The 22,333-nt window shown below is 69.4% G+C and carries 19 protein-coding genes; 11 read left to right on the top strand and 8 right to left on the bottom strand.

The window, feature by feature from the left end:
- Positions 1–4: 4 nt before the first annotated feature.
- The 4 genes from WS66_RS10350 to WS66_RS34765 all read right to left on the bottom strand — a co-directional run bounded on the left by WS66_RS10350 (position 5) and on the right by WS66_RS34765 (position 4,469).
- Positions 5–577 (bottom strand): NADPH-dependent FMN reductase, encoded by a 573-nt coding sequence (locus WS66_RS10350; RefSeq protein WP_059601362.1) that lies wholly within the window; start codon positions 575–577, stop codon positions 5–7.
- 54 nt (positions 578–631) lie between these two features.
- A complete protein-coding gene (locus WS66_RS10345) occupies positions 632–1,309 on the bottom strand; it encodes a histone acetyltransferase (RefSeq protein ID WP_179955242.1) in 678 nt (225 codons plus the stop codon).
- 523 nt (positions 1,310–1,832) lie between these two features.
- Entirely contained in the window at positions 1,833–3,116 is a 1,284-nt protein-coding gene (locus tag WS66_RS10340) for an isoprenylcysteine carboxylmethyltransferase family protein (protein ID WP_059601366.1), read from the bottom strand.
- A gap of 120 nt (positions 3,117–3,236) precedes the next feature.
- A complete protein-coding gene (locus WS66_RS34765; protein ID WP_059601368.1) occupies positions 3,237–4,469 on the bottom strand; it encodes a collagen-like triple helix repeat-containing protein in 1,233 nt (410 codons plus the stop codon).
- Between WS66_RS34765 and WS66_RS34760 the strand changes: the two genes are divergently transcribed.
- Together WS66_RS34760 and WS66_RS10330 are read left to right on the top strand one after the other, a co-directional pair.
- Positions 4,414–5,271: a hypothetical protein gene (locus WS66_RS34760; protein WP_335672038.1), complete on the top strand. Its 858-nt coding sequence runs from the start codon at positions 4,414–4,416 to the stop codon at positions 5,269–5,271. The genes WS66_RS34765 and WS66_RS34760 overlap by 56 nt on opposite strands.
- 378 nt (positions 5,272–5,649) lie before the next feature.
- Positions 5,650–6,048, top strand: coding sequence for a carboxymuconolactone decarboxylase family protein (locus tag WS66_RS10330; RefSeq protein ID WP_059601370.1), 399 nt, complete (start codon positions 5,650–5,652; stop codon positions 6,046–6,048).
- 40 nt (positions 6,049–6,088) lie between these two features.
- On the opposite strand, the gene WS66_RS10325 is transcribed toward WS66_RS10330, so the two are convergent.
- The 3 genes from WS66_RS10325 to WS66_RS10315 are packed head-to-tail and all read right to left on the bottom strand — an operon-like array spanning position 6,089 to position 9,544.
- Entirely contained in the window at positions 6,089–7,075 is a 987-nt protein-coding gene (locus WS66_RS10325; RefSeq protein WP_059601372.1) for an alpha/beta fold hydrolase, read from the bottom strand.
- 7 nt (positions 7,076–7,082) lie between these two features.
- On the bottom strand, positions 7,083–8,645 hold the full coding sequence (locus tag WS66_RS10320) for a flavin-containing monooxygenase (RefSeq protein ID WP_059601374.1): 1,563 nt from the start codon (positions 8,643–8,645) through the stop codon (positions 7,083–7,085).
- Positions 8,642–9,544 (bottom strand): SDR family NAD(P)-dependent oxidoreductase, encoded by a 903-nt coding sequence (locus WS66_RS10315; protein WP_059601377.1) that lies wholly within the window; start codon positions 9,542–9,544, stop codon positions 8,642–8,644. The genes WS66_RS10320 and WS66_RS10315 overlap by 4 nt, the downstream gene beginning before the upstream one ends.
- Positions 9,545–9,632: 88 nt before the next feature.
- Between WS66_RS10315 and WS66_RS10310 the strand changes: the two genes are divergently transcribed.
- Complete coding sequence (locus WS66_RS10310) at positions 9,633–10,289, top strand: TetR/AcrR family transcriptional regulator (protein WP_059601379.1); 657 nt, start codon at positions 9,633–9,635, stop codon at positions 10,287–10,289.
- Between the two features lie 63 nt (positions 10,290–10,352).
- Here the strand turns inward: WS66_RS10310 and WS66_RS10305 are convergent, their stop codons facing one another.
- Entirely contained in the window at positions 10,353–11,297 is a 945-nt protein-coding gene (locus tag WS66_RS10305) for a LysR family transcriptional regulator (RefSeq protein WP_059601381.1), read from the bottom strand.
- Positions 11,298–11,423: 126 nt separating this feature from the next.
- Here WS66_RS10305 and WS66_RS10300 point away from each other — a divergent pair, with 126 nt between their 5' ends.
- The 8 genes from WS66_RS10300 to WS66_RS10265 all read left to right on the top strand — a co-directional run bounded on the left by WS66_RS10300 (position 11,424) and on the right by WS66_RS10265 (position 22,326).
- Positions 11,424–12,068, top strand: a complete 645-nt coding sequence (locus WS66_RS10300; RefSeq protein ID WP_059601383.1) for a glutathione S-transferase family protein — start codon at positions 11,424–11,426, stop codon at positions 12,066–12,068.
- Between the two features lie 31 nt (positions 12,069–12,099).
- Entirely contained in the window at positions 12,100–14,181 is a 2,082-nt protein-coding gene (locus tag WS66_RS10295; protein WP_059601823.1) for a pyridoxamine 5'-phosphate oxidase family protein, read from the top strand.
- Positions 14,182–14,305: 124 nt separating this feature from the next.
- A complete protein-coding gene (locus WS66_RS10290; protein WP_021164122.1) occupies positions 14,306–14,509 on the top strand; it encodes a DUF2970 domain-containing protein in 204 nt (67 codons plus the stop codon).
- 619 nt (positions 14,510–15,128) lie between these two features.
- Positions 15,129–17,360, top strand: coding sequence for a TonB-dependent siderophore receptor (locus tag WS66_RS10285; protein ID WP_059601385.1), 2,232 nt, complete (start codon positions 15,129–15,131; stop codon positions 17,358–17,360).
- A 59-nt stretch (positions 17,361–17,419) separates the two neighbouring features.
- Complete coding sequence (gene pnuC / locus WS66_RS10280) at positions 17,420–18,031, top strand: nicotinamide riboside transporter PnuC (RefSeq protein WP_059531890.1); 612 nt, start codon at positions 17,420–17,422, stop codon at positions 18,029–18,031.
- A 36-nt stretch (positions 18,032–18,067) separates the two neighbouring features.
- Entirely contained in the window at positions 18,068–19,276 is a 1,209-nt protein-coding gene (locus WS66_RS10275) for a phosphotransferase enzyme family protein (protein ID WP_059601387.1), read from the top strand.
- Positions 19,277–19,519: 243 nt separating this feature from the next.
- The gene (locus tag WS66_RS10270) at positions 19,520–20,830 is read left to right on the top strand and encodes a TolC family protein (protein WP_059601389.1); all 1,311 of its coding nucleotides are present in this window, start codon (positions 19,520–19,522) and stop codon (positions 20,828–20,830) included.
- 26 nt (positions 20,831–20,856) lie between these two features.
- On the top strand, positions 20,857–22,326 hold the full coding sequence (locus WS66_RS10265) for an efflux RND transporter periplasmic adaptor subunit (RefSeq protein ID WP_059601391.1): 1,470 nt from the start codon (positions 20,857–20,859) through the stop codon (positions 22,324–22,326).
- Positions 22,327–22,333: the final 7 nt, after the last annotated feature.

Raw genomic sequence — 22,333 nt, 5'->3', positions numbered from 1 at the left:
TCGCCTAGCGACCCGGCGCCTGTGCGTCGATCGCCGCGCGCAGTGCATGCAACGCGTCGGTCAGCGCCGACGCGAACGGCGGATGCGCGGCGATGCCCGCAGCGTCGAGCTGGCTGCCGAGGATCGGCAGCGTGATCGACGCGCGCTCGACGATGCGCGCCGACATGACGAACAGCGTTTCGCGCAGCGCCGCGTCCGCATGCGTCGCGCGCGGCGACGCGTTCAATACCGCGACCGGCTTGTACACCACGGCTTCGCATCCCACGACCCAGTCCAGCGCGTTCTTCATCACACCCGTCACGCCGTGCGCGTATTCCGGGCTCGCGATCAGCACGCCGTCCGCGGCGTTCAGCCGCTCGATCAGGTCGCGCACCGCGGCCGGCGATGGATATTCGGTATCGGGATTGAACAGCGGAAACTCACCGAGACGATCGAAGCGCGTGATGCGCATCCCGCGCGGCGCGACGCGTGCGGCTGCATCCAGCAGCGCCACGTTGTACGACTGCGCGCGAAGGCTGCCGCACAGCGCGACGATGTCGATGCGGCGCTCGGAATCGGTTCGGGGTTCGGTGACCATCGAGGAGCGTAGGGAATGGTGGCTTGCGCGGCGACGCCGCGCGGCTCCGACGGATTATCGCATCGGTGCGTGAGCGACGTGGCGCGCGTTCGCGACGCCGCGCAGGTGATGCCATTCGCGTCCTTCCCGCGGAAACGTCACGTCCTGACGCGCCGCGGCGAGCGTATCGATCATCCCGGTTGCGCGTGCCAGGTCGCCAAGTGTCCATCCGTTGCCGAGCAACAGCCGGCGCGTATGCAGCGCACCGTACACGTCGTCCGCGACGGCTTCGCCGAGATAGCGCAGCGCGCGGCCTTCGACGTCGACGAAGCCGTGCCGGTAGTCGTGCGCGAGCGCGGTCCACAACTGCGCCGCGCCGATCGACTGACGTGCGCCGCTGATCAGGCACAGGCCCGCGTCGAGCCCCCATCGATACAGCGTCGTCGCGAGCCCCTTGCGTTGCGCGGACCCGCGCAGCCGCGTATGCGGCGCGCGCAGGTAGCGGTCCGCGCGGCGCGGCAGTTCGGGGAGCCGGTTGAAGATCGTGTAGCCGGCGAGCTGCCGGGCCGACGGATCCTCGACGTAAAGGAAGTATTCGCCGTCGGCCTCGCGGTGGCGGACGACCAGGCCCGAGTCGCCGAGCGCGACGGCCGGCAGGCCGTGCAGGCGATGGCCCGGCTGGTGCAGACGCGCGTAGAGCGTGTCGAGTTCATCGTCGATGTCGTGCTGGGAATGCTGTACGTCGATACGCATGGCAAAAGGCGCCCGTCCCGGGCGCATCGGGAAAGAGGTTCATCGCAATGGGAAAGGAAGTGGCAGCGGCCCCCGGGCTCGGCGAGCGAGCCGGGGCCGCGAATCAGCTGGGGATGTGCTGGAAACCGGCGGCGATCGCGGCGAGGCCCGCGATGCAGAGTGTGAACAGGATCAGGACTTTGTGGATCACGCCTCTCTCCTCATGAACGCGCGGCGCCGAAGGGCGGTGCCGCGGAGACGGTGACGGCGGGCATGGCCCGCGCGCAGACGGTCAGCACCATACGCGACGGGCACAGGGCGGGCAACCGGACTGCGGGAGAAAAGCGACGAAACGCGGGGAATCGGGGTGTTTCGCGACAATTGGTCGCAAGGGGGCTCGGTGCGATCCTGAGCTTGCGCGTTGCCGTTCGACTTCAGGTGTATCCGCTCAGGAACACGTGCGAAATCTCCTCATTTTTTCGCACGCGTTCCGCCGGGCTTCCATGATCGAGGCGCTCATCGAACCGATGATCGCGAGACCGCCTCACACCGCCCGCCGCCCCCCGAACGCCTGCCTGATCCGCGCGAACAGCCCATGCTGCGCGATCCACTCGGCATACGCGCGATAGTCAGGATCGCGCATCAAATGCCGCTCCTCCGTCTTCGCCCGCGTGTAGTAGATCAGGTTGACCGCGACGAGCCCCGCGCAGTGCATCAGCCCGACCTGCCAGCCGAGCGGCTCGACGAACGGCACCGACACCATCCAGTACGACAGGTTCTTCGTGATGTATGCCGGATGCTTCGTGAAGCGGTACGGGCCCGACGTGATGATTCCGCGGTTCGTGAGGTTCGAGAACCGCAATCCGAACGAGATCGTCGATAGTGCATAGGTCATCAGCAGCAGGATGATCACCGCACCCCAGATCACGCGCAGCGTCGGCGCGGACAGCAGCCAGTTGTCCCAGAACAGCGAACCTTCGTAGCGGATGTAGTTGTTCGAGATCAGCGACCAGAACGGCTGGTAGCACATCAGCGCGGCGACCCAGCCGAGCGTGGTCGGCTCGACGGTGCGCACGTGGCTGTCGAGGATGCGGAACGTGCACAGGTAGCCGACCGTGCCGAACATCAGGTCCATCGTGAACGACAGGTCGTACAGGAACACGAAGGTCGCGATCGTCATCGGCGCGTTCACGGCGTGCGCGAGCGACGCGCTCAGGTGATCGGCGTCCTTCGACAGGTAGACGGTCATCAGCGGCAGGAAGAACGCCTTCACGCCCCAGCCGGCGAGCATCTCGCGCACGGGCTGCCAGCTCGCGGGCTGCTCGTGACGGAACAGGAAGCGGCCCCACAGCAGGTACGCGTCGTCGGTTTCGCGCTGGTGGCGATCCATCCACGCGAAGTAGAACGGCGCGGCGACGATCACGTACGGCGCGAGCGAGCGCAGCAGCGACCAGAACGGCAGGTAGAACGCGCCGTGATATTCGGGCAGGAGCCAGTAGATGACGCCGATGCCTGCGTAGATCGACGTCAGCGCGCCGAGCCGCGTCGCGACACGGGCGAGCCCGAGCGGGCGCACGGCCTGCCGCGACAGTCCCGCGCTCGCGCGCAGGTAGACGCGCGAGATGAAGATTTCGTGCAGCGCGATCGTGCCGATGATCGCGAGGCTCGCGATGACCGCACGGGCGGCCGCGTCGAGGCCCGGCTGGTCGCGCGTTGTCCACAGCGTGAACAGGCCGGCCGCGATGCCGAGCAGGCCCGCGCGGAATGGCGTGGCGGAACGGGGCGGGCGGTCCTGGACCGCGGCGATGCCGTCGATGGTGGAGTTCATGATCGGATCCTCGTCGGGATGACGGCCGGCGCCCCCGCCTGGCGGGTGACGCCGGCCATCGGCCGGGCTTTGGTTTGGTATCTGCCCGGCCATTGGCCTGTGGTTCTGATACGTGAAGCGTTACTTCTTGGGGGTGGTGCCGCCGAGCAGACCGCCGAGCAGGTTCGTCACCGGCGCCAGCAGGTTGGTCGCGCCAGCCGTGCTGCCGCCGTTCGAACTGCCGGTCAGGCCGGCGGTGACGGTGCCGCTGCCGGACGGCGTCGTCACCGTGCCCGCCGCGCCGCTCGGGCTGGCCGTGCCGACTGCGCCGAGCGTGCCGGCTGCAGAGGTCAGCGAACCCGTCAGCGTGCCGACCGGGCCGTTCGTCAACGCACCGCCGAGGTTGCCGGTCAGGCCGCCGCCCGGCGTCGTGACCGTGCCGGTGAGGCTTGCGCCGAGCGGCGTCAGCGAGTTGACGAGGCCGGTGATCGGCGCGAGCAGGCCGCCGACGCCCGAGCCGCTGGTGCCGCTGGTACCGCCCGTGCCGCTCGAACCGAGGCCGCCGAGCGCGCCCGTCACCGTGCCGAGCAGGCCGGTGATCGGCGCGAGCGGGCCGCCGCTGGTGCCGCTCGTGCCGCTGGTGCCACCCGAGCCGCTCGAGCTGCTGCCGCCGCCGAGCGCACCCGTCAGCGAACCGAGCAGGCCCGTGATCGGCGCGAGCGGATTGGTGCCGCTGCTGGAGCTGCCGCTGCCGCCGGACAACAGGCCGCCGGCCGATGCCACGGTGTTGCCGAGTTGTGACACGCTGTTGCCGGCGCCCGTGCCGACCGGGTTGCCGGTCGCGCTGCCGATCTGCGAACCGGCGAGGCCGAGGCCGCTGCCGAGCGTGCTCAGCAGGCCGTTGAGCGGGGCGCCGAGCAGGGTGACACCGCCGAGGGTCTGCGTCGCGCCAGGCGTCGTGACGCCGCCGGTCAGCGTATTCGTGATCGGGTTGATCACGCTGCCGAGCTGCGTCTCGAGTTGCTGGACCGGTGCGCTGTTCAGTGCCGTGTTCAGCGCCGATGCGGTCGAGTTGACGGCCGTGCCGACCGTGTTGACGAGGCTGCCGACCAGGGTCGTGGCCGGCGCGAGCGGCGACAGCGGGCCGGTGCCGAGGCTCGTCACCGCGTTGCCGAGGTTGTTGACCGCGCTGCCGGCGCCGGTCAGCAGACCGGTGGTCGACGTGAGCGTCGGGCCGAGCGGGTTCGGCGACACGCCGATCGAGCCGAGGCCGGCCGCGACGCCGTTGCCGAGCGACTGCACGCCGTTGCCAAGGCTGGTGACCGCGTTGCCGATGCTGGTGGCCGTCGTCGGGTTCGTGCCCGGAACTTGCACGCCGCCGATCTGCGAACCGCCGTTCGCGACCGTCGTGCCGAGTGCCGTGACGAGCGTGCCGGTTTGCTGGAGGACGTTGCCGAGCGGGGTGACGTTGGTGCCGGAGGTGCCCGACGTGCCGGAGGTGCCCGACGTGCCGGAGGTGCCTGACGTGCCGGAGGTGCCCGACGTACCGGAGGTGCCTGACGTGCCGGAGGTGCCCGACGTACCGGAGGTGCCCGACGTGCCGGAGGTACCCGACGTACCGGAGGTGCCCGACGTGCCGGAGGTGCCCGACGTGCCGGAGGTACCCGACGTACCGGAGGTGCCCGACGTGCCGGAGGTACCCGACGTACCGGAAGTGCCCGACGTGCCCGAAGTACCGGAAGTGCCTGACGTACCGGAGGTGCCCGACGTGCCGGAAGTACCCGACGTGCCGGAGGTGCCCGACGTACCGGAGGTGCCCGACGTGCCCGACGTACCGGAAGTGCCCGACGTACCGGAGGTACCCGACGTACCGGAAGTGCCCGACGTGCCGGAAGTGCCCGACGTGCCTGAAGTGCCCGACGTACCGGAGGTGCCCGACGTACCGGAAGTGCCCGACGTACCGGAGGTGCCCGACGTACCGGAGCTACCCGACGTACCGGAGCTACCCGACGTACCGGAGCTACCCGACGTACCGGAGGTGCCCGAGGTACCACCGCCGGACGTACCCGACGAGCTCGGCTTGATCGACGGTGTGACCGGTCCGTCGACCGAGCCGCAACCGTACAGTGTGAGCAGCGACAGGACGGCGAGCGATACTGCCGTCTTCTTCAAGTAATGGTGCATGGTGGCCTCGACATTGGAAGTTGTGTCCGGGCCATCACTGCAAATTCCGCGCCATGACACCTTTCGCGCAATGCGTCAGCGCATTGTTGTGGGAATCGGGAATATCGGCGCGATTTAAACGGAGGAATGGCGGTTTCGCGCGACGGAGACGCCAGACCTGCCGACGCGCTCGCCGTGATGTTCCCGTAAGGAACCGTAACGCCGGGCCGGATGTTACGTAGCGTTCGACCCGACGTTCCGTGTGTGACGTGGCCGGCCGCGACCCGAGGCCGGCGTCTTTGACGAAACGCCCGTGCGCCGGGAACATGACGTGAACCAACCCGGCCGCGGGCGACGCCGAAGCGGCCACGACTCGAGACAGGGACACGACATGAGCGAACAGGACAGGGAGCAGGGCAAGGCGCGCCGCACCGAGGTGATGGGCGAGGCGTTCGTCGAGCGCGCGATGCGCGACCTCGACGGTTTTTCGCGTCCGTTGCAGAACTGGCTGAACGAGCACGCGTGGGGCAGTACGTGGCAGCGCGGCGGGATCGACCTGAAGACGCGCAGCCTCTGTACCTGCGCGATGCTGGCCGCGCTCGGCCGCAGCACGGAGCTGAAGGGCCACGTGCGTGGCGCCCTCAACAACGGCGCGAGCCTCGTCGAGATTCGCGAGGTGCTGCTGCATAGCGCGCTGTACGCGGGCGCGCCGGCGGCGGTCGAGGCGTTCCGCAGCGCGCGCGAGGTCATGACGGAGCTCGGGCTGTCGCTGCCCGACGACGAAGCCTGACCGGCACACGGCGCATCCCGGCCGTCAGGCCCGCCGACGATCAATGCTCGACGTGCGTGCCTTGCGTCGGCGCCTCGACCGGCGCGGCGGCGACTTCGAGCAGCCAGTCGGCCGTCGCGTCCGGAATCGTGACCGGCAGCATGTGCCCGCCCTCGACGACCTTCAGCCGCACGCGCGCCGACTTCCGCGCCAGCGCTTCGCCGTGCGTACGCCAGTTCAGGATCGGATCGGCGCGGCCATACAGCACGTCGACCGGCAACGAGAGGTCCGCGTAGCGGCGCTCCATCGCAGGGAGGTCGACGGGCGCCGACAGCAGGTCCGTCGCCGTCGCGTAGAACACGTGCGGCCGCAGCCCGAGCAATCCGCCGCCCTTCACCGGGAAGTCGCGCGGCACGGCTTCCGGCGCGAACACCTGGCTCACGGCCTTGCGGCCGGTCAGGATCGTCAACGGGATCGCGAAGGTCCACGACACGAAGCGGCGCACCAGCGGCGACGGCAGCATCAGCGGCTTGAACGGCGCCGGCGGCTCGGTCTGCTCGTGCGACAGCGGTGCGATCAGCGCGAGCCGGCTGACGCGCTCCGGATGATTGAGCCCGACCGCGAGCGCGATCGCGCCGCCGAGCGAGTGACCGACGAGCACGGGCCGGTCGAGCTTCAGCGCGTCGATGAACGCGGCGACCGTGCGGGCCTGCGCGAACACGTTCGCCTGCGAACTGGCGCCGCGCAGCGAGCGGCCGGCGCCGGGCCGGTCGACGAGGATCACGCGATGGTGCTGCGCGAGCCGCGTGAGCGGCAGGTACGCGAAGTTGCGCCACTGCCCGGCGAGCCCGTGCACGAACACGAGCGGCGGGCCGCTGCCGTATTCGACGTAATGGATGTGGTCGCCGCCGATGTCGACGAAGCGGCCTTCGGGCGGAAACGCGCGCGTCACGCGGCGCGCGACGTAGCCGGAAAACAGCGCAAGCGCGGCGAGCACCGCGACGACGCCGAGCAGCACGTTCTGGATCAGGTGGAGCGTATGGGTCATGTCGGCCTCAACGGGATTCGAGTACGGGTTCGGCAACCGGCGCGGCGGCCGGGCCGGCTTTCGCGCGGCGTTCGAACTGCATCGCCGAATCGGCGAGCCCGCTGAACTTCAGCGACGCGAGATCGAGCACGTAGTTCTGATGGAATTTCCAGGGCTTGCGATGCCCCTGCTTCGGCAGGATGCCGGCCGCGCGCTGGATGTAGCCCGAGCTCAGGTTCACGGCCGGCACGTCGCCGAGGTCGCCGGCGCCGAGCCGCGGCACGCAGGTGTCGTAGCCGTTCGCGCGCATGTGGTTCAGCAGCCGGCACACGTAGCGCGCGATCAGCTCGGCCTTCAGCGTCCACGACGCGTTCGTGTAGCCGAACGACGACGCGAGGTTCGGCACGTCGCTGTACATCATTCCCTTATACGACACGGTCTGCGGCAGATCGACCGCGCGGCCGTCGACCGTGACGCGCGCGCCGCCGAGCATCTTCACCTTCAGACCGGTCGCGGTGACGATCACGTCCGCGTCGAGTTGCTGGCCGCTCTTCAGCTTCAGGCCGGTCGGCGTGAAGCGCTCGATCTCGTCGGTGACGATCGAGGCGCGGCCCGCACGGATCGACTTGAACAGGTCGCCGTTCGGCACGAGGCACACGCGCTGGTCCCACGGCATGTAGCGCGGCGTCAGATGCTTCGCGACGTCGAAGTCGGGGCCGAGCTGCTTGCCGGCCGCGCGGATGATGAACCGTTTGGTCTGCTCGGGCTTGCGGCGCGACACGTTGTACAGGTACATCGTCAGCAGTACGTTCTTCATGCGCACGATCCGGTGCGCGAGCCGCGACGGCAGCACGCGGCGCAACGCGTTCGCGATCTTGTCGCGCGCAGGCAGCGACACGATGTAGGTCGGCGAGCGCTGCAGCATCGTCACGTGTTTCGCATCGGCCGCCATCGACGGCACGAGCGTGACGGCCGTCGCGCCGCTGCCGATCACGACGACGCGCCGGTTTGCATACGACAGGTCCTTCGGCCATTGCTGCGGATGCACGATTCGGCCTTCGAACGAGTCCATGCCGGCCCAGTCGGGCAGGTAGCCGCCGTCGTAGTCGTAATAGCCGCTGCACATGTAGAGGAAGCGGCACGTGTAGGCGAGCGTGTCGACCGCGCCGTCGCGCGTGCGCTCGATGCGTACCGTCCAGCGTGCGCGGTTCGAATCCCAGTCGGCCGCGACCACCTTCTGGCCGTAGCGGATCATCTTGTCGATGCCGTGCGCGCGCGCGGTGCCGTGGATGTAGTCGAGGATCGTCTGGCCGTCCGAGATCGCCTTGTCGCTGTGCCACGGGCGGAAGCTGTAGCCGAGCGTGAACATGTCGGAATCCGAACGGACGCCGGGATAGCGGAACAGATCCCAGGTGCCGCCGATCGCGTCGCGCGCCTCGACGATCGCCACGCTCGCATACGGGCAGCGCTGCTTCAGGTGATAGGCGGCACCGATGCCGGACAGGCCGGCGCCGACGATCAGCACGTCGAGGTCGCGGTTGTCGCCGCAGGCGGACGGCGCATCGCGCCGGTCGGTCGTCGTCGAGGTCATGCGGCGTCCTTGGTCGGTGTGGTCGGGAGCGCGGCCGGTGCATTCGTGCGGCCGAGATTGCGTGCGCGGGCACGGCGCACGTGGCGCAGCACCAGCCGCTGGTAGCCGGCGCCGAGCAGGCGCGCGAGCTTGTCGAGGCGGCGGGCATCGGCGCCGACCAGCACGCGGCGCGCGTTGCGCTCGACGCCGGCGAGGATCTGCCGAGCGGCATCGTCGGCCGTCGTCGCGTTGATCAGGCGATTCGCCTGACGGCGGTGGGTTGCTTCGTCCTGGCCCGTGAGCGCGCGGATGCTGGTGTCGACACGGCTCGCGTCGACGATGTTGGTCGCGACGCCGCCCGGATGCACGCAGGTCGCGCTGACCGGCGCGCCGTCGAGTTCGAGCTCCATCCGCAGCGCCTCGGTGAAGCCGCGCACGGCGAACTTGGTCGCGTTGTACGCGCTTTGCGTTGGCATCGCGACGAGCCCGAACAGGCTCGACGTGTTGATCACGTGCCCGTCGCCCGACGCGCGCAGATGCGGCAGGAACGCCTGCGTGCCGTGCACGACACCCCAGAAGTTGATGCCGACGATCCATTCGAGATCGGCGATGCGCGCGGTCTCCGCGCTCGCGGCCAGCGACACACCCGCGTTGTTGAAGATCAGGTTGACCTTGCCGTGTTCGGCGCGCACGAAATCGGCCCACGCGAACACCGCATCGCGATCGGCGACGTCGAGCCGACGCGTGCTCGTGCGCACGCCGTGCGTCGCGCACGCGGCCGCTGTGCCGGCGAGCCCGACCTCGTTGACGTCGGCGAGCGCGACGTCGCAGCCACGCCGCGCAAGCTCGACCGCGAGGCTGCGTCCCATGCCCGAACCGGCGCCCGTGATCGCGGCGACCTTGCCGGAAAAACCCTTCATCCGTCGTTCCTCCCGTTCCGCTTGCGCTGCGTCGGCGGCGCGCTTATTGTGGTGTTGTTCGTCACCACTTTAGTTTTCGGGTGTCCTGATGTCAAATAGCGAAATGGAGAAAGCACTCGAAACGGAAAAACGGGGCCGGGCATACGGCGGCGTGGCGCCCGAGGTGCGGGCCGCCGAGCGGCGCGATGCGCTGATCCGTGCGGCGACGCGCGTGTTCGGCACGGTCGGCTTCCGCAAGGCGACCGTGCGGTCGATCTGCCAGGAAGCGAAGCTCAACGACCGCTATTTCTATGCGGCGTTCGACAGCACCGAGGATCTGCTGCGCTGCACCTACCTGCATCACGCGCAGCAGTTGCACGACGCGGTCGAGCGGGCGGTGGCCGAGCGCGGCGGCGATTTGCGCGAGCGCATCGATGCGGGGCTCGCCGCATTCTTCGGATTCCTGCGCGACCCGTGCGCTGCGCGCGTGCTGCTGCTCGAGGTGATGGGCGTGAGCGCCGACACCGACATGACGTATCAGCGGATGCTGATCGACTTCGGCAAGCTGATCATGGCGATCGGCGCGACGGGCGAGGCCGTGACGCCCGCCGAGCGCACCGAGCAGCGGCTGGTCGGGCTCGCGCTGGTCGGCGCGATGACGAACGTCGGCGCGGCGTGGCTGCTCACCGGCTATCGCGACCCGGAGGCGCAGATGGTCGCGAGTTGCAGGAAGGTGCTGCTGGGGACGTTGCGGGAAGCGGGCTAGGATGCGGCGACGAACGGACTTGCGCGATTCGCATCCGGTTGCGTCGCAAAGCCATCCGACGCTTCACCTTCTCGAGCGTTTCGATCGTGCCGCCATCACTGACCGCGCGTCCCCGATCCTCGCCTTCATCGCATCGATGAACGCACGCACCTTCGGCGAAGGCAACCGCGTCGACGGATACACCGCGTGAATCCCGGCCCGCGCCGAGCGCCATGCGGGCAGCAGCCGGACGAGCCGGCCGGCCGCGACATCCTCCGCGATCGAGAAATCCGTCAGGAGGCCGAAGCCACCGCCCGCGAGCGCGATTGCACGGCAGGCCGTCGCCGTGTTCGACACGACCGGCGCGATGCAGCGCACCGACGCGTGGCCGCCGCTCGCGTCGTGAAGCTCGAGCGTATGCGGGCGCGACAGCGTCGACAGCATCACGAACGGCAGCGCGGCGAGCGCGTCCGGATCGCGCGGCAGCCCGTGCCGCGCGACGAACGCGGGGCTCGCGACCAGCCACTTCTCGTACTCGCCGAGCTGCACCGCGCGATAGTTCGAATCCGCGAGGCGGCCGATGCGGATCGCGACGTCGAGATTGTCCGCGACCAGATCGACGATGCGGTCGTTCGCGATCAGCTCGACGTCGAGGCCCGGATGCGCGTCGCGCAGCGCGACGATGGCCGGCGCGACGACCAGCGAGCCATAGTCGATCGGCACGCTCACCCGCAGCGTGCCGCGCAGCGGCCCCGTGTCCGACGATACCGCGTCGAGCGCGCTTTCGGTCGCGCGCACGATGTCGCGGCATGCATCGTAGAACGCGCGCCCCGCATCGGTCACGCTCAGCCGGCGCGTGGTGCGTACCAGCAGGTTCGCGCCGACCTCTGATTCGAGGCGCTGCATGTGCGTGCTGACGACCGTTTTCGCGAGACCGAGCCGTTCGGCCGCGGCCGTCAGCGAGCCGGCATCGACCACCGCGACGAAGATCGCCAGCCGGTTCAGGTTCACGTCGCGCAGATCGGCCATCGTCGATTGTCCTATGGGAGAGGATAATGTTTCAGCGATTATCCGTCTTCTGGGCGTGAACGGCGAGCGCTACGCTGGGGCCGTTCGTCGCCGATTCCCGGCGGCGCGAGATCCAGGAGCCTTTCCATGCCCGCCGCCAGCAAGCCCGCCCGTCCGGTTCGTGTCTATTCGTTTCCGTTGTCGGGGCACGCGCATCGCGTCCGGCTGTTCCTGTCGCTGCTCGGGTTGCCGTTCGAGACGATCGACGTCGACCTCGCGGCCGGCGCGCAGCGCGAACCCGCGTTCCTCGCGCTCAATCCGTTCGGCCAGGTGCCGGTGATCGACGACGACGGCACCGTGCTCGCCGATTCGAACGCGATCCTCGTCTATCTCGCGAAGCGCTACGGCGACGCGCACTGGCTGCCCGACGATGCCGCCGGCGCGGCGACCGTGCAGCGCTGGCTCTCGTACGCGGCCGGGCCGATCGCGTCCGGGCCGGCCGCCGCGCGGCTCGTCACCGTGTTCAGCGCGCCGCTCGATCACGACGCCGCCAAGCGCACGGCCGCGAAGGTACTCGCGGTGATCGACGGCGAACTCGCCGGCAAGCCGTTCGCCGCTGGCGCGCAGCCGACGATCGCCGACATTGCCGCCTACACGTACATCGCGCACGCGCCGGAAGGCGGCGTGTCGCTGGAACCGTATCCGCACGTGCGCGCGTGGCTCGCCCGCGTCGAGGTCCTGCCGGGTTTCGTCGCGATGCCGCCGACCCGCGCCGGCCTGCTTGCTGCCTGACGCGAAGACGCGCCTTTACCGGGAGAACGCGATGACCACGCCGACCGCCGCCGTACCGGGCTGGGAACTCGACGTTGCGCCGTTTCATGCGGGCGAACTTGCCGTGCAGCAGCGCGCGGGCGTGACGGAGGCCGCGGGCACGGCCGGCCGGCGCGGAATTCGCCGCTTCATGCCGGACCAGCACCGGACGTTCTTTGCGCAGTTGCCGTTCTTCGTGCTCGGCGGCGTCGATGCGGGCGGGCAGCCGTGGGCGACGCTGCGGGTCGGGATGCCCGGTTTCGTGACGGCGCCGGACGCGCGCACGCTGCGCATCGACGGCGATGCGCTGCCCGGCGATCCGCTGGCGGGCGCGTGGCAGCCGGGCGCGCCGCTCGGCGGGCTCGGGATCGAGTTCGACACGCGCCGGCGCAATCGCGTGAACGGCATCGTGCGCGCGGTAGACGGCGGTGCGCTGACGATCGCGGTCGAGCAGAGCTTCGGCAACTGTGCGAAGTACATCCAGGGGCGCAAGCCGACGTTCGTGACGCGCAAAGGCGATGCGCTCGGCGAGGCCGACGTGTCGGACCGGTTGACCGATGCCGACCGCGCGCTGCTCGCGCAGGCCGATACGTTCTTCGTCGCAAGTGCGAACACGTCGGCCGGTGCGGGCGCCGCGCGCGGCGCGGACGTGTCGCATCGCGGCGGTATGCCGGGCTTCGTGCGCGTCGACGACGCGCAGACGCTGACGACGCCCGATTTCAGCGGCAATCGCTTCTTCAACACGCTCGGCAACCTGCAGCACGATCCGCGCGCGGGGCTGCTGTTCGTCGACTTCGACAGCGGCGACCTGCTGTATGTCGCCGCGCGGGCGGAGATCGTGTGGGACGGGCCGCTCGTCGCGTCGTTCGACGGCGCGCAACGGGTCGTGCGGTTTCATGTGCGGGAAGTGCGGCGCATGCGCGGCGTGCTGCCGTTCCGGTGGTCGGCGGTCGAGCGGGCGCCGCAGTTTGCGGGGATGGCGGGGGCCGCGAGCGCGGGCGGGGCGGCGGCGGCGTCTGTCTCATCGTCGGCATCGGCTTCTGCTTCAGCATCGGCATCGTCATCGCCCTCCACCTGGCGCCCACTGCGCATCGCGAAGATCGTCGACGAAGCGCGCGCGATCCGCTCGTTTCATTTCGAACCGGCAGATGGCGGCGCGTTGCCGGCCTACGAAGCCGGTCAGCATCTGACGCTGCGCGTCGCGCTGCCGGACAGCGATGCACCGACGATCCGCAGCTACACGCTGTCCGATGCGCCCGGCGCGTCGCATTACCGGATCACCGTGAAGCGCGAAGGACGTGTATCGGCCTGGTTGCACGACCATGCGCGCGCCGGGATGACGATCGACGCGCAGATGCCGCGCGGCCGCTTCACGTTCGACGTCGCGAGCCCGCGTCCGGCCGTGCTGGTGTCGGCCGGCATCGGCATTACGCCGATGATCGCGATATTGCGCCACGCGCTGGCCGACGACGCGCCGTCGCGCCGCGTGGTGTTCGTGCACGGCGCGCGTGATACGGCCGATCGGCCGTTCGCGACGGAACTGACGCGCATCGCGGACGCCGACGCCCGCGTATCGCTGCACTGGTTCGACAGCCGGCCGCAGCGCGACGGCGCGGCGCGACCGGGCCGCATCGACGTCGCGCAACTGAAGCGCATCCTGCCGTTCGACGACTACGACTTCTACCTGTGCGGGCCGTCCGCGTTCATGCGCGATTTGTACGACGGATTGCGCGCGCTGAACGTGCCGGACGAGCGGATCCGCTTCGAGGCGTTCGGGCCGTCGAGCGTCGTGCGCAGCGTGGCCCGCACGGCAGCGGCGGCGGTGGCAAGCATGCCCGTCGTGTTCCGCCGCTCGGCGCGCGACGCCGCCTGGACCCCCGCGGACGGTACGCTGCTCGAATTCGCCGAAGACCAGGGGGTGGCGGTGCCGTCCGAATGCCGGTCGGGGGCGTGCGGTACGTGCGCGACGCGCGTGCTGTCCGGTGCGGTCGATTACGTGCAGCCGCCCGATGCGACGGTCGAACCCGGCTGCGCGCTGCTGTGCGTCGCGCGGCCAGCGGAAGGTGCCACGGAGCCGCTCGTGCTCGACCGCTGAACAACCCATGCGACATGCCGCCGCAGACGGCCTGCTGCGTGAAAAGCGCGCGCATCTGCTTCTTTTTTCGGATGCCGGTCGGATCGACGATAGCGTCAACCGATTCGATGAAAGGAGCATAACCATGAAACTGCTCGGCATGATCAAGCTGGTCCTGTGGAGTTTCTTCGGCGTACGAAACAGCAAGGCGCACGCCGCCGATCTCGCGAACGTCAACTACACGTTGTTGCCGTTCGTGGCGATCGTGCTCGCGCTGCTCGTCGGCGCGGTCATCTACGGTGTCGTGCATCTGGTCGTCGATCCGACCGCGACGATGCAGGGGTTCTGACCGACCGCCGAATCGCGGGCGGGCGAACGTTCCCGCTCCGGTTTCCGGCCGCGTGACCGGCACGTGACTGTGCCGGTCATCGACATGGCCGCGCACAACGCCAGTCACGCGCACATCAACACCGTCGCCGTGCCGCGTGAGTCGCGCGGTTTCCGTTCCCGCCTTCCACGCCTCCGATTTGCCCGATTCCAGGGCGGTCGGCCCTGCCCGGGGTAAAATGCGCGCCGCGCCGCGATGTCGTGCGCGACGGGCACGCCGCCGTTCCAGCGAATGGCGCGCGCAAGTACGTCGCGCCCGTGACGGGGCGTTCGAAGCGTCCCCCCGCATGACAAGACCGCGCGATGCCGCCGTCCGCCCGACACGCCCCCGACGAAGCGGTCGACGGCTGTGTCGTTGCCCGGCGCGTCATCGTCATCCGATGTCCCATCCTGCGCTTTCCCGAACGATCGGCACGCATGCGGCCCGATCGTCCGACTCGTCTGGCGAATGTCGTGTCGACGTTCGTGCCCGGCGGCCGCAGGGACCGTTGCGGATTCTTGCGCGAGGTCGCGCTTCGCGGCTGCATAACGAGTTTCGAGTGTTTCGACAGGGTCGAGTGGCGAGTTTTCCATCCAGAACAATGACGGTGAATAGAACAACAGCGGCGCCCGCACGGCGGCGGCGCACGAAGGCCGGGCTTGGCGTCGGTCTCGGCATCACGCTTTTCGCGGCGCAGGCCGCTGCGGCACAGGGCGACGCACTGGCGCCGGACGCCGATGCGGCCGGCAGCGCCGCGCTACCGACGATCACGGTTACCGGCGCGCGCGGGAACACGTTTCGTGCGCGCGAAGCATCGGTCACGGGGCTCGACGATGCGCCGCTGCGCGACACGCCGGCGTCCGTCAACGTCGTCACGCGCGCGCAGATCGACGACCAGCAGGCGAAGCGCCTGAGCGACGTGGTGCGCAACGACGCATCGGTCGTCAACGACTACGCGCCGGTCGGCTATTTCGAAGGCTTCGCGATCCGCGGCTTCCCGGTCGATCTCGCGAGTGCGATCCGGATCGACGGTCTGACGGTGTCCGGCGAGCAGAACGTGCCGCTCGAGAACAAGGAGCGCGTCGAGATCCTGAAAGGGCTGGCCGGCATCGACAGCGGCGTGGTCGCGCCGGGCGGCGTGATCAACTTCGTGACGAAGCGCTCGGCGAACGTCGCGAGCGTGACGGGCGGCGTCGACAGCCGCGGCTCGACGTCGGCGGCCGTCGATCTCGGCCGCCGCTTCGGCCCCGACCATCAGTTCGGGTTCCGGATCAATGCCGCGAAGGAGAACATGCACTCGTACATCGACGGCACGAACGGACGGCGCACGTTCGGCTCGATCGCCGCCGACTGGGACATCAGCCCGCGCGCGAGCCTGCAGCTCAACGCCGAATTCCAGCAGTGGATCCAGCGCTCCGCGCCCGGCTACCAGTTGCTCGGCGGCACCGTCGTGCCGTCGGTCAAGACGACGTCGAAGGCGCTCGGCACGCAGCCGTGGGCGAAGCCGGTGACGACCGATGCGCTGAACCTGAACGCGCGCTTCGACTACCAGTTCAACGACGACTGGAAGGCGTATGTCGCGGCGGGCCGCAGCCGCACGATGATCGACGACAACAGCGCGTTCGCGTACGGCTGCTATTACGCGGCGAGCTGCGCGGCCGGCACGACGTCGCCGTTCTTCTTCGGCGCGAACGGCGACTACGACGTCTACGACTTCCGCAGCCCCGGCGAATACCGTCGCAACGACGACTTGCGTGCGGTGACGACGGGCAAGTTCGCAACGGGCCCGCTGCGCCATGAACTGACGCTCGGCGTGAGCGTGCAGCGCCGCGTCGTGCACATGGCGAACGCCGTGTACGACTATGTGGGCAGCGAGAACGTCTACGGGCCCGACGTCGCGTTCGCGCCGTCGCCGAATACGGCCGGGCCGTCGTATCCGCAGCTCGATTCATGGCAGTACGGCGTGTTCGGGCTCGACCGCATCAGCATCGGCGAACACTGGCAGGTGCTCGCCGGCGGCAAGGAAGTGCTGCTGCGCCAGCGCAGCTGGAGCAGCCTCGACGGCGAGGCGACGCACACCGATCGCTCGGTGTTCCTGCCGCAGGTCGCGCTCGTCTACAAGCCGGTGAACGTGCTGTCGCTGTACGCGTCGTACAGCAAGGCGCTGTCGCTCGGCGACCAGGCGCCGGTGCGCGCGACCAACGCGTATGCGTTCCTGCCGCCGGTCGAATCGCACCAGTTCGAGCTCGGCGCGAAATACGACTGGCTCGACCGGCTGAGTCTGACGGCCGCCGTGTTCTCGATCAGCAAGCCGTTCCAGTTCGCCGATCCCGATGCGTCCGGCACGAGCTATACCTTCGTGCAGCGCGGCACGCAGCGCCACCAGGGGATCGAGCTCGGCGCGGCCGGACGGCTCACGGAGCGGCTGTCGCTGACGGCGAGCGTCGCGGCGATTCGCGCGCGCGCGTACGATTCGGGGTCGCCGGCGTACGAAGGGCACCAGATCATCAACGTGCCGGCGCTGCGCGCGTCGCTGTATGCGGACTACGCGGTACCGGGCGTCGCGGGACTGAACATGCTCGGCGGCGTCGAATACAGCGCGGGCCGCAACGCGAACGAAGAGGGCACCGCGCGCGTGCCGTCGTGGTTCGTGTTCAATCTCGGCGCGCGCTACACGACGAAGATCGCGGGCCATCGCACGGTGCTGCGAGTGTCGGTGGACAACCTGTTCAACAAGTTCTACTGGCGCGACGCGGGCGAGCAGCAGGGCGACGCGTACCTGTTCCCGGGCGCGCCGCGCACCGCCCGCGTATCGTTGACCTATGATTTCTGATCGTCCGGACCCGGCCGCGTGATGCGCGGCCCCGGCAGCCAACCAGGAGAGTACAGACGATGTCCCCACTCGAAATCGCCGGCGTGATCGTCAGCGCGCTCGCGATCTGGCTGACCGCGAAGCGGCGCATGCTGTGCTGGCCGGTCGGGCTCGCGTCGGTCGCGCTGTACGGCTGGATCTTCTTCGACGCGAAGCTGTATTCCGACATGCTGCTGCAGGGCGCGTTCGCGGTGCTGCAGGTGTACGGCTGGCGCCGCTGGATCGCGCAGCGTACGCTCGAGGCGAGCGGCGGCGCGGCGCCGGCAGGCGACGTCGCGCCCGTCACCGGCGTGCGGCCCCGGCAGATGTTGCCCGACCTGATCGCGGCCGTTGTCGGCAGCGCGCTGCTCGGCGGAATGATGGCGCGCTGGACCGATGCGGCGCTGCCGTTCGTCGATGCGTCGCTGACCGCGTTCAGCCTCGTCGCGCAATACTGGACCGCGCGGCGCTACATCGCGTCGTGGGGGTTGTGGATCGTCGTGAACGTCGTGTACGTCGGGATGTTCGTGTTCAAGGAACTGTATCTGACGGCCGGACTCTATGCGCTGTTCATCGCGCTCGCCGTCATCGGCTGGCGCGACTGGAGCCGGACGGCCGACGCGCTGCGCGCAACGGCAAGCCCGGCGGGCTGATTCACGGGCCGATTCAACTACGGAGCTGCGTCGTCCATGACATTTCCTCTCGAGCCGAACGCGCCTGCGTCGCGTGACGCTGCCGCCGCGCGGGACGTCGCCCCGCCGCAATTCGGCGTCGACGGCGAGCAGGCCGAACGCGACTGGCCGCTGATGACGCACAACGAAGTCGCGGGCGTGCTCGCGCGGATCGATGGCGTCGGCGCGCCGGCGCGGCTTGCGTGGCACAGCCCGCGGCCGTTCTCGGCGGCCGTGCTGGTGCGCACGACAGACGAGCGCACACTGTTCGTCAAGCGTCATCACGTGAGCCTGCGTGATGTCGCCGGGCTCGAGGAAGAGCACCGCTTCATCGCGCATCTGCGTGAACGCGGCATTCCGGTTGCCGACGTGCTCGCCGGTCGCGACGATGCGACCGCGTTTGCATCCGGCGACTGGACCTACGAAGTGCACGCGGTCGCGCCCGGTGTCGACGCGTATCGCGGCGTGATGTCGTGGCAGCCGTTCACCCATGCTTCGCATGCGTACGCGGCCGGCCGCGCACTGGCCGAACTGCATCGCGCGTCGGCCGGCTACGATGCGCCGGCGCGGCCCGTGCGCACGCTGTTGTCGAGTTTCCGGGTGCTGTCGTCCACCGATCTGGCGGGCGCGCTCGAACGCTGGGTCGATGCGCAGCCGCTGCTGGTGCGCGCGCTCGGCACGCGCGACTGGCGTGGCGCTGTGGCGGATGCGATCGGCCCGTATCATGCGCGCCTCGTGCCGCTGCTGCCCGCGCTGCCGCCGCTGTGGACGCACGGCGACTGGCATGCGTCGAACCTGCTGTGGACCGATGCCGGCCCCGGCGCGCGGGTGCGCACGGTGCTCGACTTCGGCCTGTCCGATCGCACGTGCGCGGTGATGGACGTCGCGCTGGCGATCGAGCGCAATGCGATCGACTGGATGGCGCCGGCCGATGCGCGCCGCATCGAATACGCGCACATCGATGCGCTGCTCGACGGCTACGAATCGCTCGAACCGCTGAGCGACGATGCGTACGCGGCGCTGGTCGCGATGCTGCCGATCGTGCATGTGGAGTTCGCGCTGTCGGAGGTCGCGTATTTCGGGTGCATCATCGACGCCCCGGCGATCGTCGACATCGCGTACGACGGCTACCTGCTCGGGCACGCGCGCTGGTTCGGCGAACGCGACGGACGACACCTGCTCGACTGGCTGGTGCAACGCCGGCGCGCGAAGCGGGGCAGCGTGTAACGCTGCGTGCCGGACATTGACGAGCCGGCAGTGTCGGCTGGCCGGGCTTCGTTTTTCTTCCGCGCGGCGATCGCACCGCACATTCACTGAAATCCACTGATCTACGAAGCGGATCCTGCTGCCGCAGGACGCCGCACGTCCGCACTCCGTCGCATTCAACATGACGGAATTGTCATCTTCGGCTCATGTTCGCACTGCACCCGATCCGTAGCATCGGTGCGAACCGTTATCGCAGAACCGAACATGCTCAAGCTCACCCTCGCCGCGGCCGTCGTCTTCGCGACGGCCGCGACGGCCCATGCGCAGTCGCTGCAGGTCGCGGCACCGGCCCAGGCCTTGGCCCCGACGGCTTCCGGTGCCGCGCCGCCGTCCGACACATCTTCTTCCCCGTCGCTGACGCTGTCCGACGCGCTCGCGGCGGCAGCCAGCAACAACCCGGCACTGCGCGGCGCGCGTGCGGACGTCGATGCATCGGCCGGCGCGCTGATGCAGGCCGGCGCACGTCCCAATCCGGAAGTGTCGTTCCTGCAGGAAGGCTTCAGCCGCGCGGAACGCACGTCGACCGCGCTGATCAACCAGACTCTCGAGCTCGGGGGCAAGCGTCGCGCGCGGCTCGACGTCGCATCGTACAGCCGGGAGGCCGCGAACGCGTCGCTCGACGAGCAGGTTGCCGCTGTGCGCGCCGATGTGATCGCGGCGTTCTACGGATTGCTTGCCGCGCAGCGGCAACTTCAGGTTACCGAAGAGTCGGCCGCGATCGCCGCGCGCTCGGCGGACCTCGCGGGGCGCCGCGCGCAGGCCGGCAAGGTGTCGCCGGTCGAGGCGACCAAGGCGCAGGTGGCGGCGGCCGGCGTGCAGATCGAGGTGACGACCGCGCGCGGCCGTGTCGACGTCGCGCGCGAGAAGCTGAATGCGGCGATGGGTGAAGCGCGCGGCGACCGGCGCGTCGCGCTCGGCGATCTGGAAACGGTGCCTGCGGTCGAGCCGCTGTCGGCGCTGACCGCGCAGCTCGAAGACGCGCCGCTCGCCCGCGTCGCGCGTGCGGAGATGCTGCGCTCGAACGCGGCCGTGTCGCTCGAACGCGCGCGGCGTATTCCCGACGTGACGGTCAGCGCCGGCGTGAAGCGGGTGACGACCGGCGGCGTGCCCGACAACCAGGCGGTCGTCGGCGTGTCGATTCCGATTCCGCTGTTCGACACGAACCGCGGCGCGCTGCTCGAAGCGACGCACAAGGCCGAGCGCGCAAATGCCGATCTCGACCGCGAACGTACGCGGCTGCGGCTCGAACTTGCACGGGCGTATGCGAATTTCGACGCGGCGGCGCAGGAAGCGCGGCGGCTGAAGACCGACATCCTGCCTGGCGCGCGGCGCGCGCTCGATGCGATGTCGCGTGGCTACGAGCTCGGCAAGTTCAGCTTCCTCGACGTGCTCGACGCGCAGCGCACGCTGTTCCAGGGGCAATCGCAATACGTGCGCGCGCTCGCCGACGCGCATGCGGCCCGCGCCGACATCGGCCGGCTCGTCGGGACGCCGCTCGCGGCCGTCGCGCAATAGCCGCGCTTCTTACCTGAAGGATCATCATGTCACGCAGCAGAATCTTCATCATTGCGGCGGCCGTGCTCGGCGGCGTCGGGATCGTGCTCGGCGCGCTCGCCGTCACGCGAGGCAGTGTGTCCGCCCCCGCGGGCACCGAAGCCGCACAGGCGGCCGACGGCGTTGGCACCGGCTCGCACGGTGGCGTCGTGCTCACGCGCGGCAAACTGTCCGTCGAGATCGTGATGACGGAAAAGCCCGGCGACGCGCGGCTCGTCGTCTATCCGTTCGTCGACGGCAAGCCGGTCGACACGGGCGTTGCCGTGTCCGGCACGCTGGTGCGGTACGACCGCTCGCACGAACCGATGCGTTTCGACGCGGCAGGCCAGAAGTTCGTTTCGGCGCAGTCGATCGCGAAGCCGCACGTGTTCGACGCGACGATCGACATTACGGCGGGCAACCAGGCCGCGTCGTTCCCGTTCGCCCGCGCGGACGGCGCGATCGCGCTGACCGACGCGCAATTGCGGACGTCGAAGATCGCGCTCGCGAAGGCCGGCCCCGCGCAGATCGCCACGCCGTTCCAGCTCCCGGGCGAGATCAAATTCAACGAGGATCGCACCGCGCACGTCGTGCCGCGCGTGGCCGGCATCGTCGAACAGGTGTCGGTGTCGCTCGGGCAGAACATCGCGAAGGGGCAGGTGCTGGCCGTGATCGCGAGCACCGATCTCGCGGACCGTCGCAGCGAACTGCTGACCGCCGAACGCCGGTTGTCGGGTGCGCGCGCGACCTATGAACGCGAACGCACGCTGTGGCAGGAGCGCATCTCGGCGGAACAGGACTACCAGCAGGCGCAGGTTCAGTTGCGCGAGGCCGAGATCGCCGTGCAGAACGCGCGGCAGAAACTGGCCGCACTGAACGCGCCGGCGGGCGCGGGCGCGCTGAATCGCTACGAGTTGCGCGCGCCGTTTGCGGGCACGATCGTCGAGAAGCATGCGACGCCCGGCGAAGCGATCGCGGCCGACGCGAGCATGTTCGTGATCTCCGACCTGTCGACGGTGTGGGCCGAGATGGCCGTGCCCGCGCAGCGGCTGAACGACGTGCGTGTCGGCCGCGACGCGACCGTCAGCGCGACCGCATTCGAATCGCGCTCGAGCGGCCCGATCGCTTACGTGGGCTCGCTGCTCGGCGAACAGACGCGCACCGCGCCCGCGCGCGTCGTGCTGCCGAACCCGGACGGCGTGTGGCGGCCGGGAATGTTCGTGAACGTGTCGGTCGACGCGGGCAAGCAGGCCGTTGCGCTCGCGGTCGCGAGCGACGCGCTGCAAGACGTCGACAGCGTGCCGTCGGTATTCGTGCGCTCGCCGAAGGGCTTCGTCGCACAGGCCGTCGAGACGGGGCGGCGCGACGAACGCGCGACCGAAGTGCTGAAGGGGCTCAAGCCGGGCCAGGAATATGTGGCCTCGAACAGCTTCGTGCTGAAGGCCGAGCTCGGCAAGGGGAGTGCGGAACATGAATGAACGTCAC

The organism is Burkholderia sp. LA-2-3-30-S1-D2, assembly GCF_001523915.2.
Taxonomy (GTDB): domain Bacteria; phylum Pseudomonadota; class Gammaproteobacteria; order Burkholderiales; family Burkholderiaceae; genus Burkholderia; species Burkholderia diffusa.
The sequence above is the reverse complement of the archived record's forward strand: the minus strand, read 5'-3'. Positions and strand labels throughout refer to the sequence as shown.

Bases quoted from the DNA above. Each gene is read 5' to 3' on its own strand.
- WS66_RS10350 (WP_059601362.1), bottom strand. From the start codon at position 577: ATGGTCACCGAACCCCGAACCGATTCCGAGCGCCGCATCGACATCGTC.
- WS66_RS10275 (WP_059601387.1), top strand. From the start codon at position 18,068: ATGACATTTCCTCTCGAGCCGAACGCGCCTGCGTCGCGTGACGCTGCC.
- WS66_RS10340 (WP_059601366.1), bottom strand. From the start codon at position 3,116: ATGAACTCCACCATCGACGGCATCGCCGCGGTCCAGGACCGCCCGCCC.
- WS66_RS10305 (WP_059601381.1), bottom strand. From the start codon at position 11,297: ATGGCCGATCTGCGCGACGTGAACCTGAACCGGCTGGCGATCTTCGTC.
- WS66_RS10330 (WP_059601370.1), top strand. From the start codon at position 5,650: ATGAGCGAACAGGACAGGGAGCAGGGCAAGGCGCGCCGCACCGAGGTG.
- pnuC (WP_059531890.1), top strand. From the start codon at position 17,420: ATGTCCCCACTCGAAATCGCCGGCGTGATCGTCAGCGCGCTCGCGATC.
- WS66_RS10290 (WP_021164122.1), top strand. From the start codon at position 14,306: ATGAAACTGCTCGGCATGATCAAGCTGGTCCTGTGGAGTTTCTTCGGC.
- WS66_RS10310 (WP_059601379.1), top strand. From the start codon at position 9,633: ATGTCAAATAGCGAAATGGAGAAAGCACTCGAAACGGAAAAACGGGGC.
- WS66_RS10265 (WP_059601391.1), top strand. From the start codon at position 20,857: ATGTCACGCAGCAGAATCTTCATCATTGCGGCGGCCGTGCTCGGCGGC.
- WS66_RS10295 (WP_059601823.1), top strand. From the start codon at position 12,100: ATGACCACGCCGACCGCCGCCGTACCGGGCTGGGAACTCGACGTTGCG.
- WS66_RS10315 (WP_059601377.1), bottom strand. From the start codon at position 9,544: ATGAAGGGTTTTTCCGGCAAGGTCGCCGCGATCACGGGCGCCGGTTCG.
- WS66_RS10270 (WP_059601389.1), top strand. From the start codon at position 19,520: ATGCTCAAGCTCACCCTCGCCGCGGCCGTCGTCTTCGCGACGGCCGCG.
- WS66_RS10300 (WP_059601383.1), top strand. From the start codon at position 11,424: ATGCCCGCCGCCAGCAAGCCCGCCCGTCCGGTTCGTGTCTATTCGTTT.
- WS66_RS10325 (WP_059601372.1), bottom strand. From the start codon at position 7,075: ATGACCCATACGCTCCACCTGATCCAGAACGTGCTGCTCGGCGTCGTC.
- WS66_RS10285 (WP_059601385.1), top strand. From the start codon at position 15,129: ATGACGGTGAATAGAACAACAGCGGCGCCCGCACGGCGGCGGCGCACG.
- WS66_RS10320 (WP_059601374.1), bottom strand. From the start codon at position 8,645: ATGACCTCGACGACGACCGACCGGCGCGATGCGCCGTCCGCCTGCGGC.
- WS66_RS10345 (WP_179955242.1), bottom strand. From the start codon at position 1,309: ATGCGTATCGACGTACAGCATTCCCAGCACGACATCGACGATGAACTC.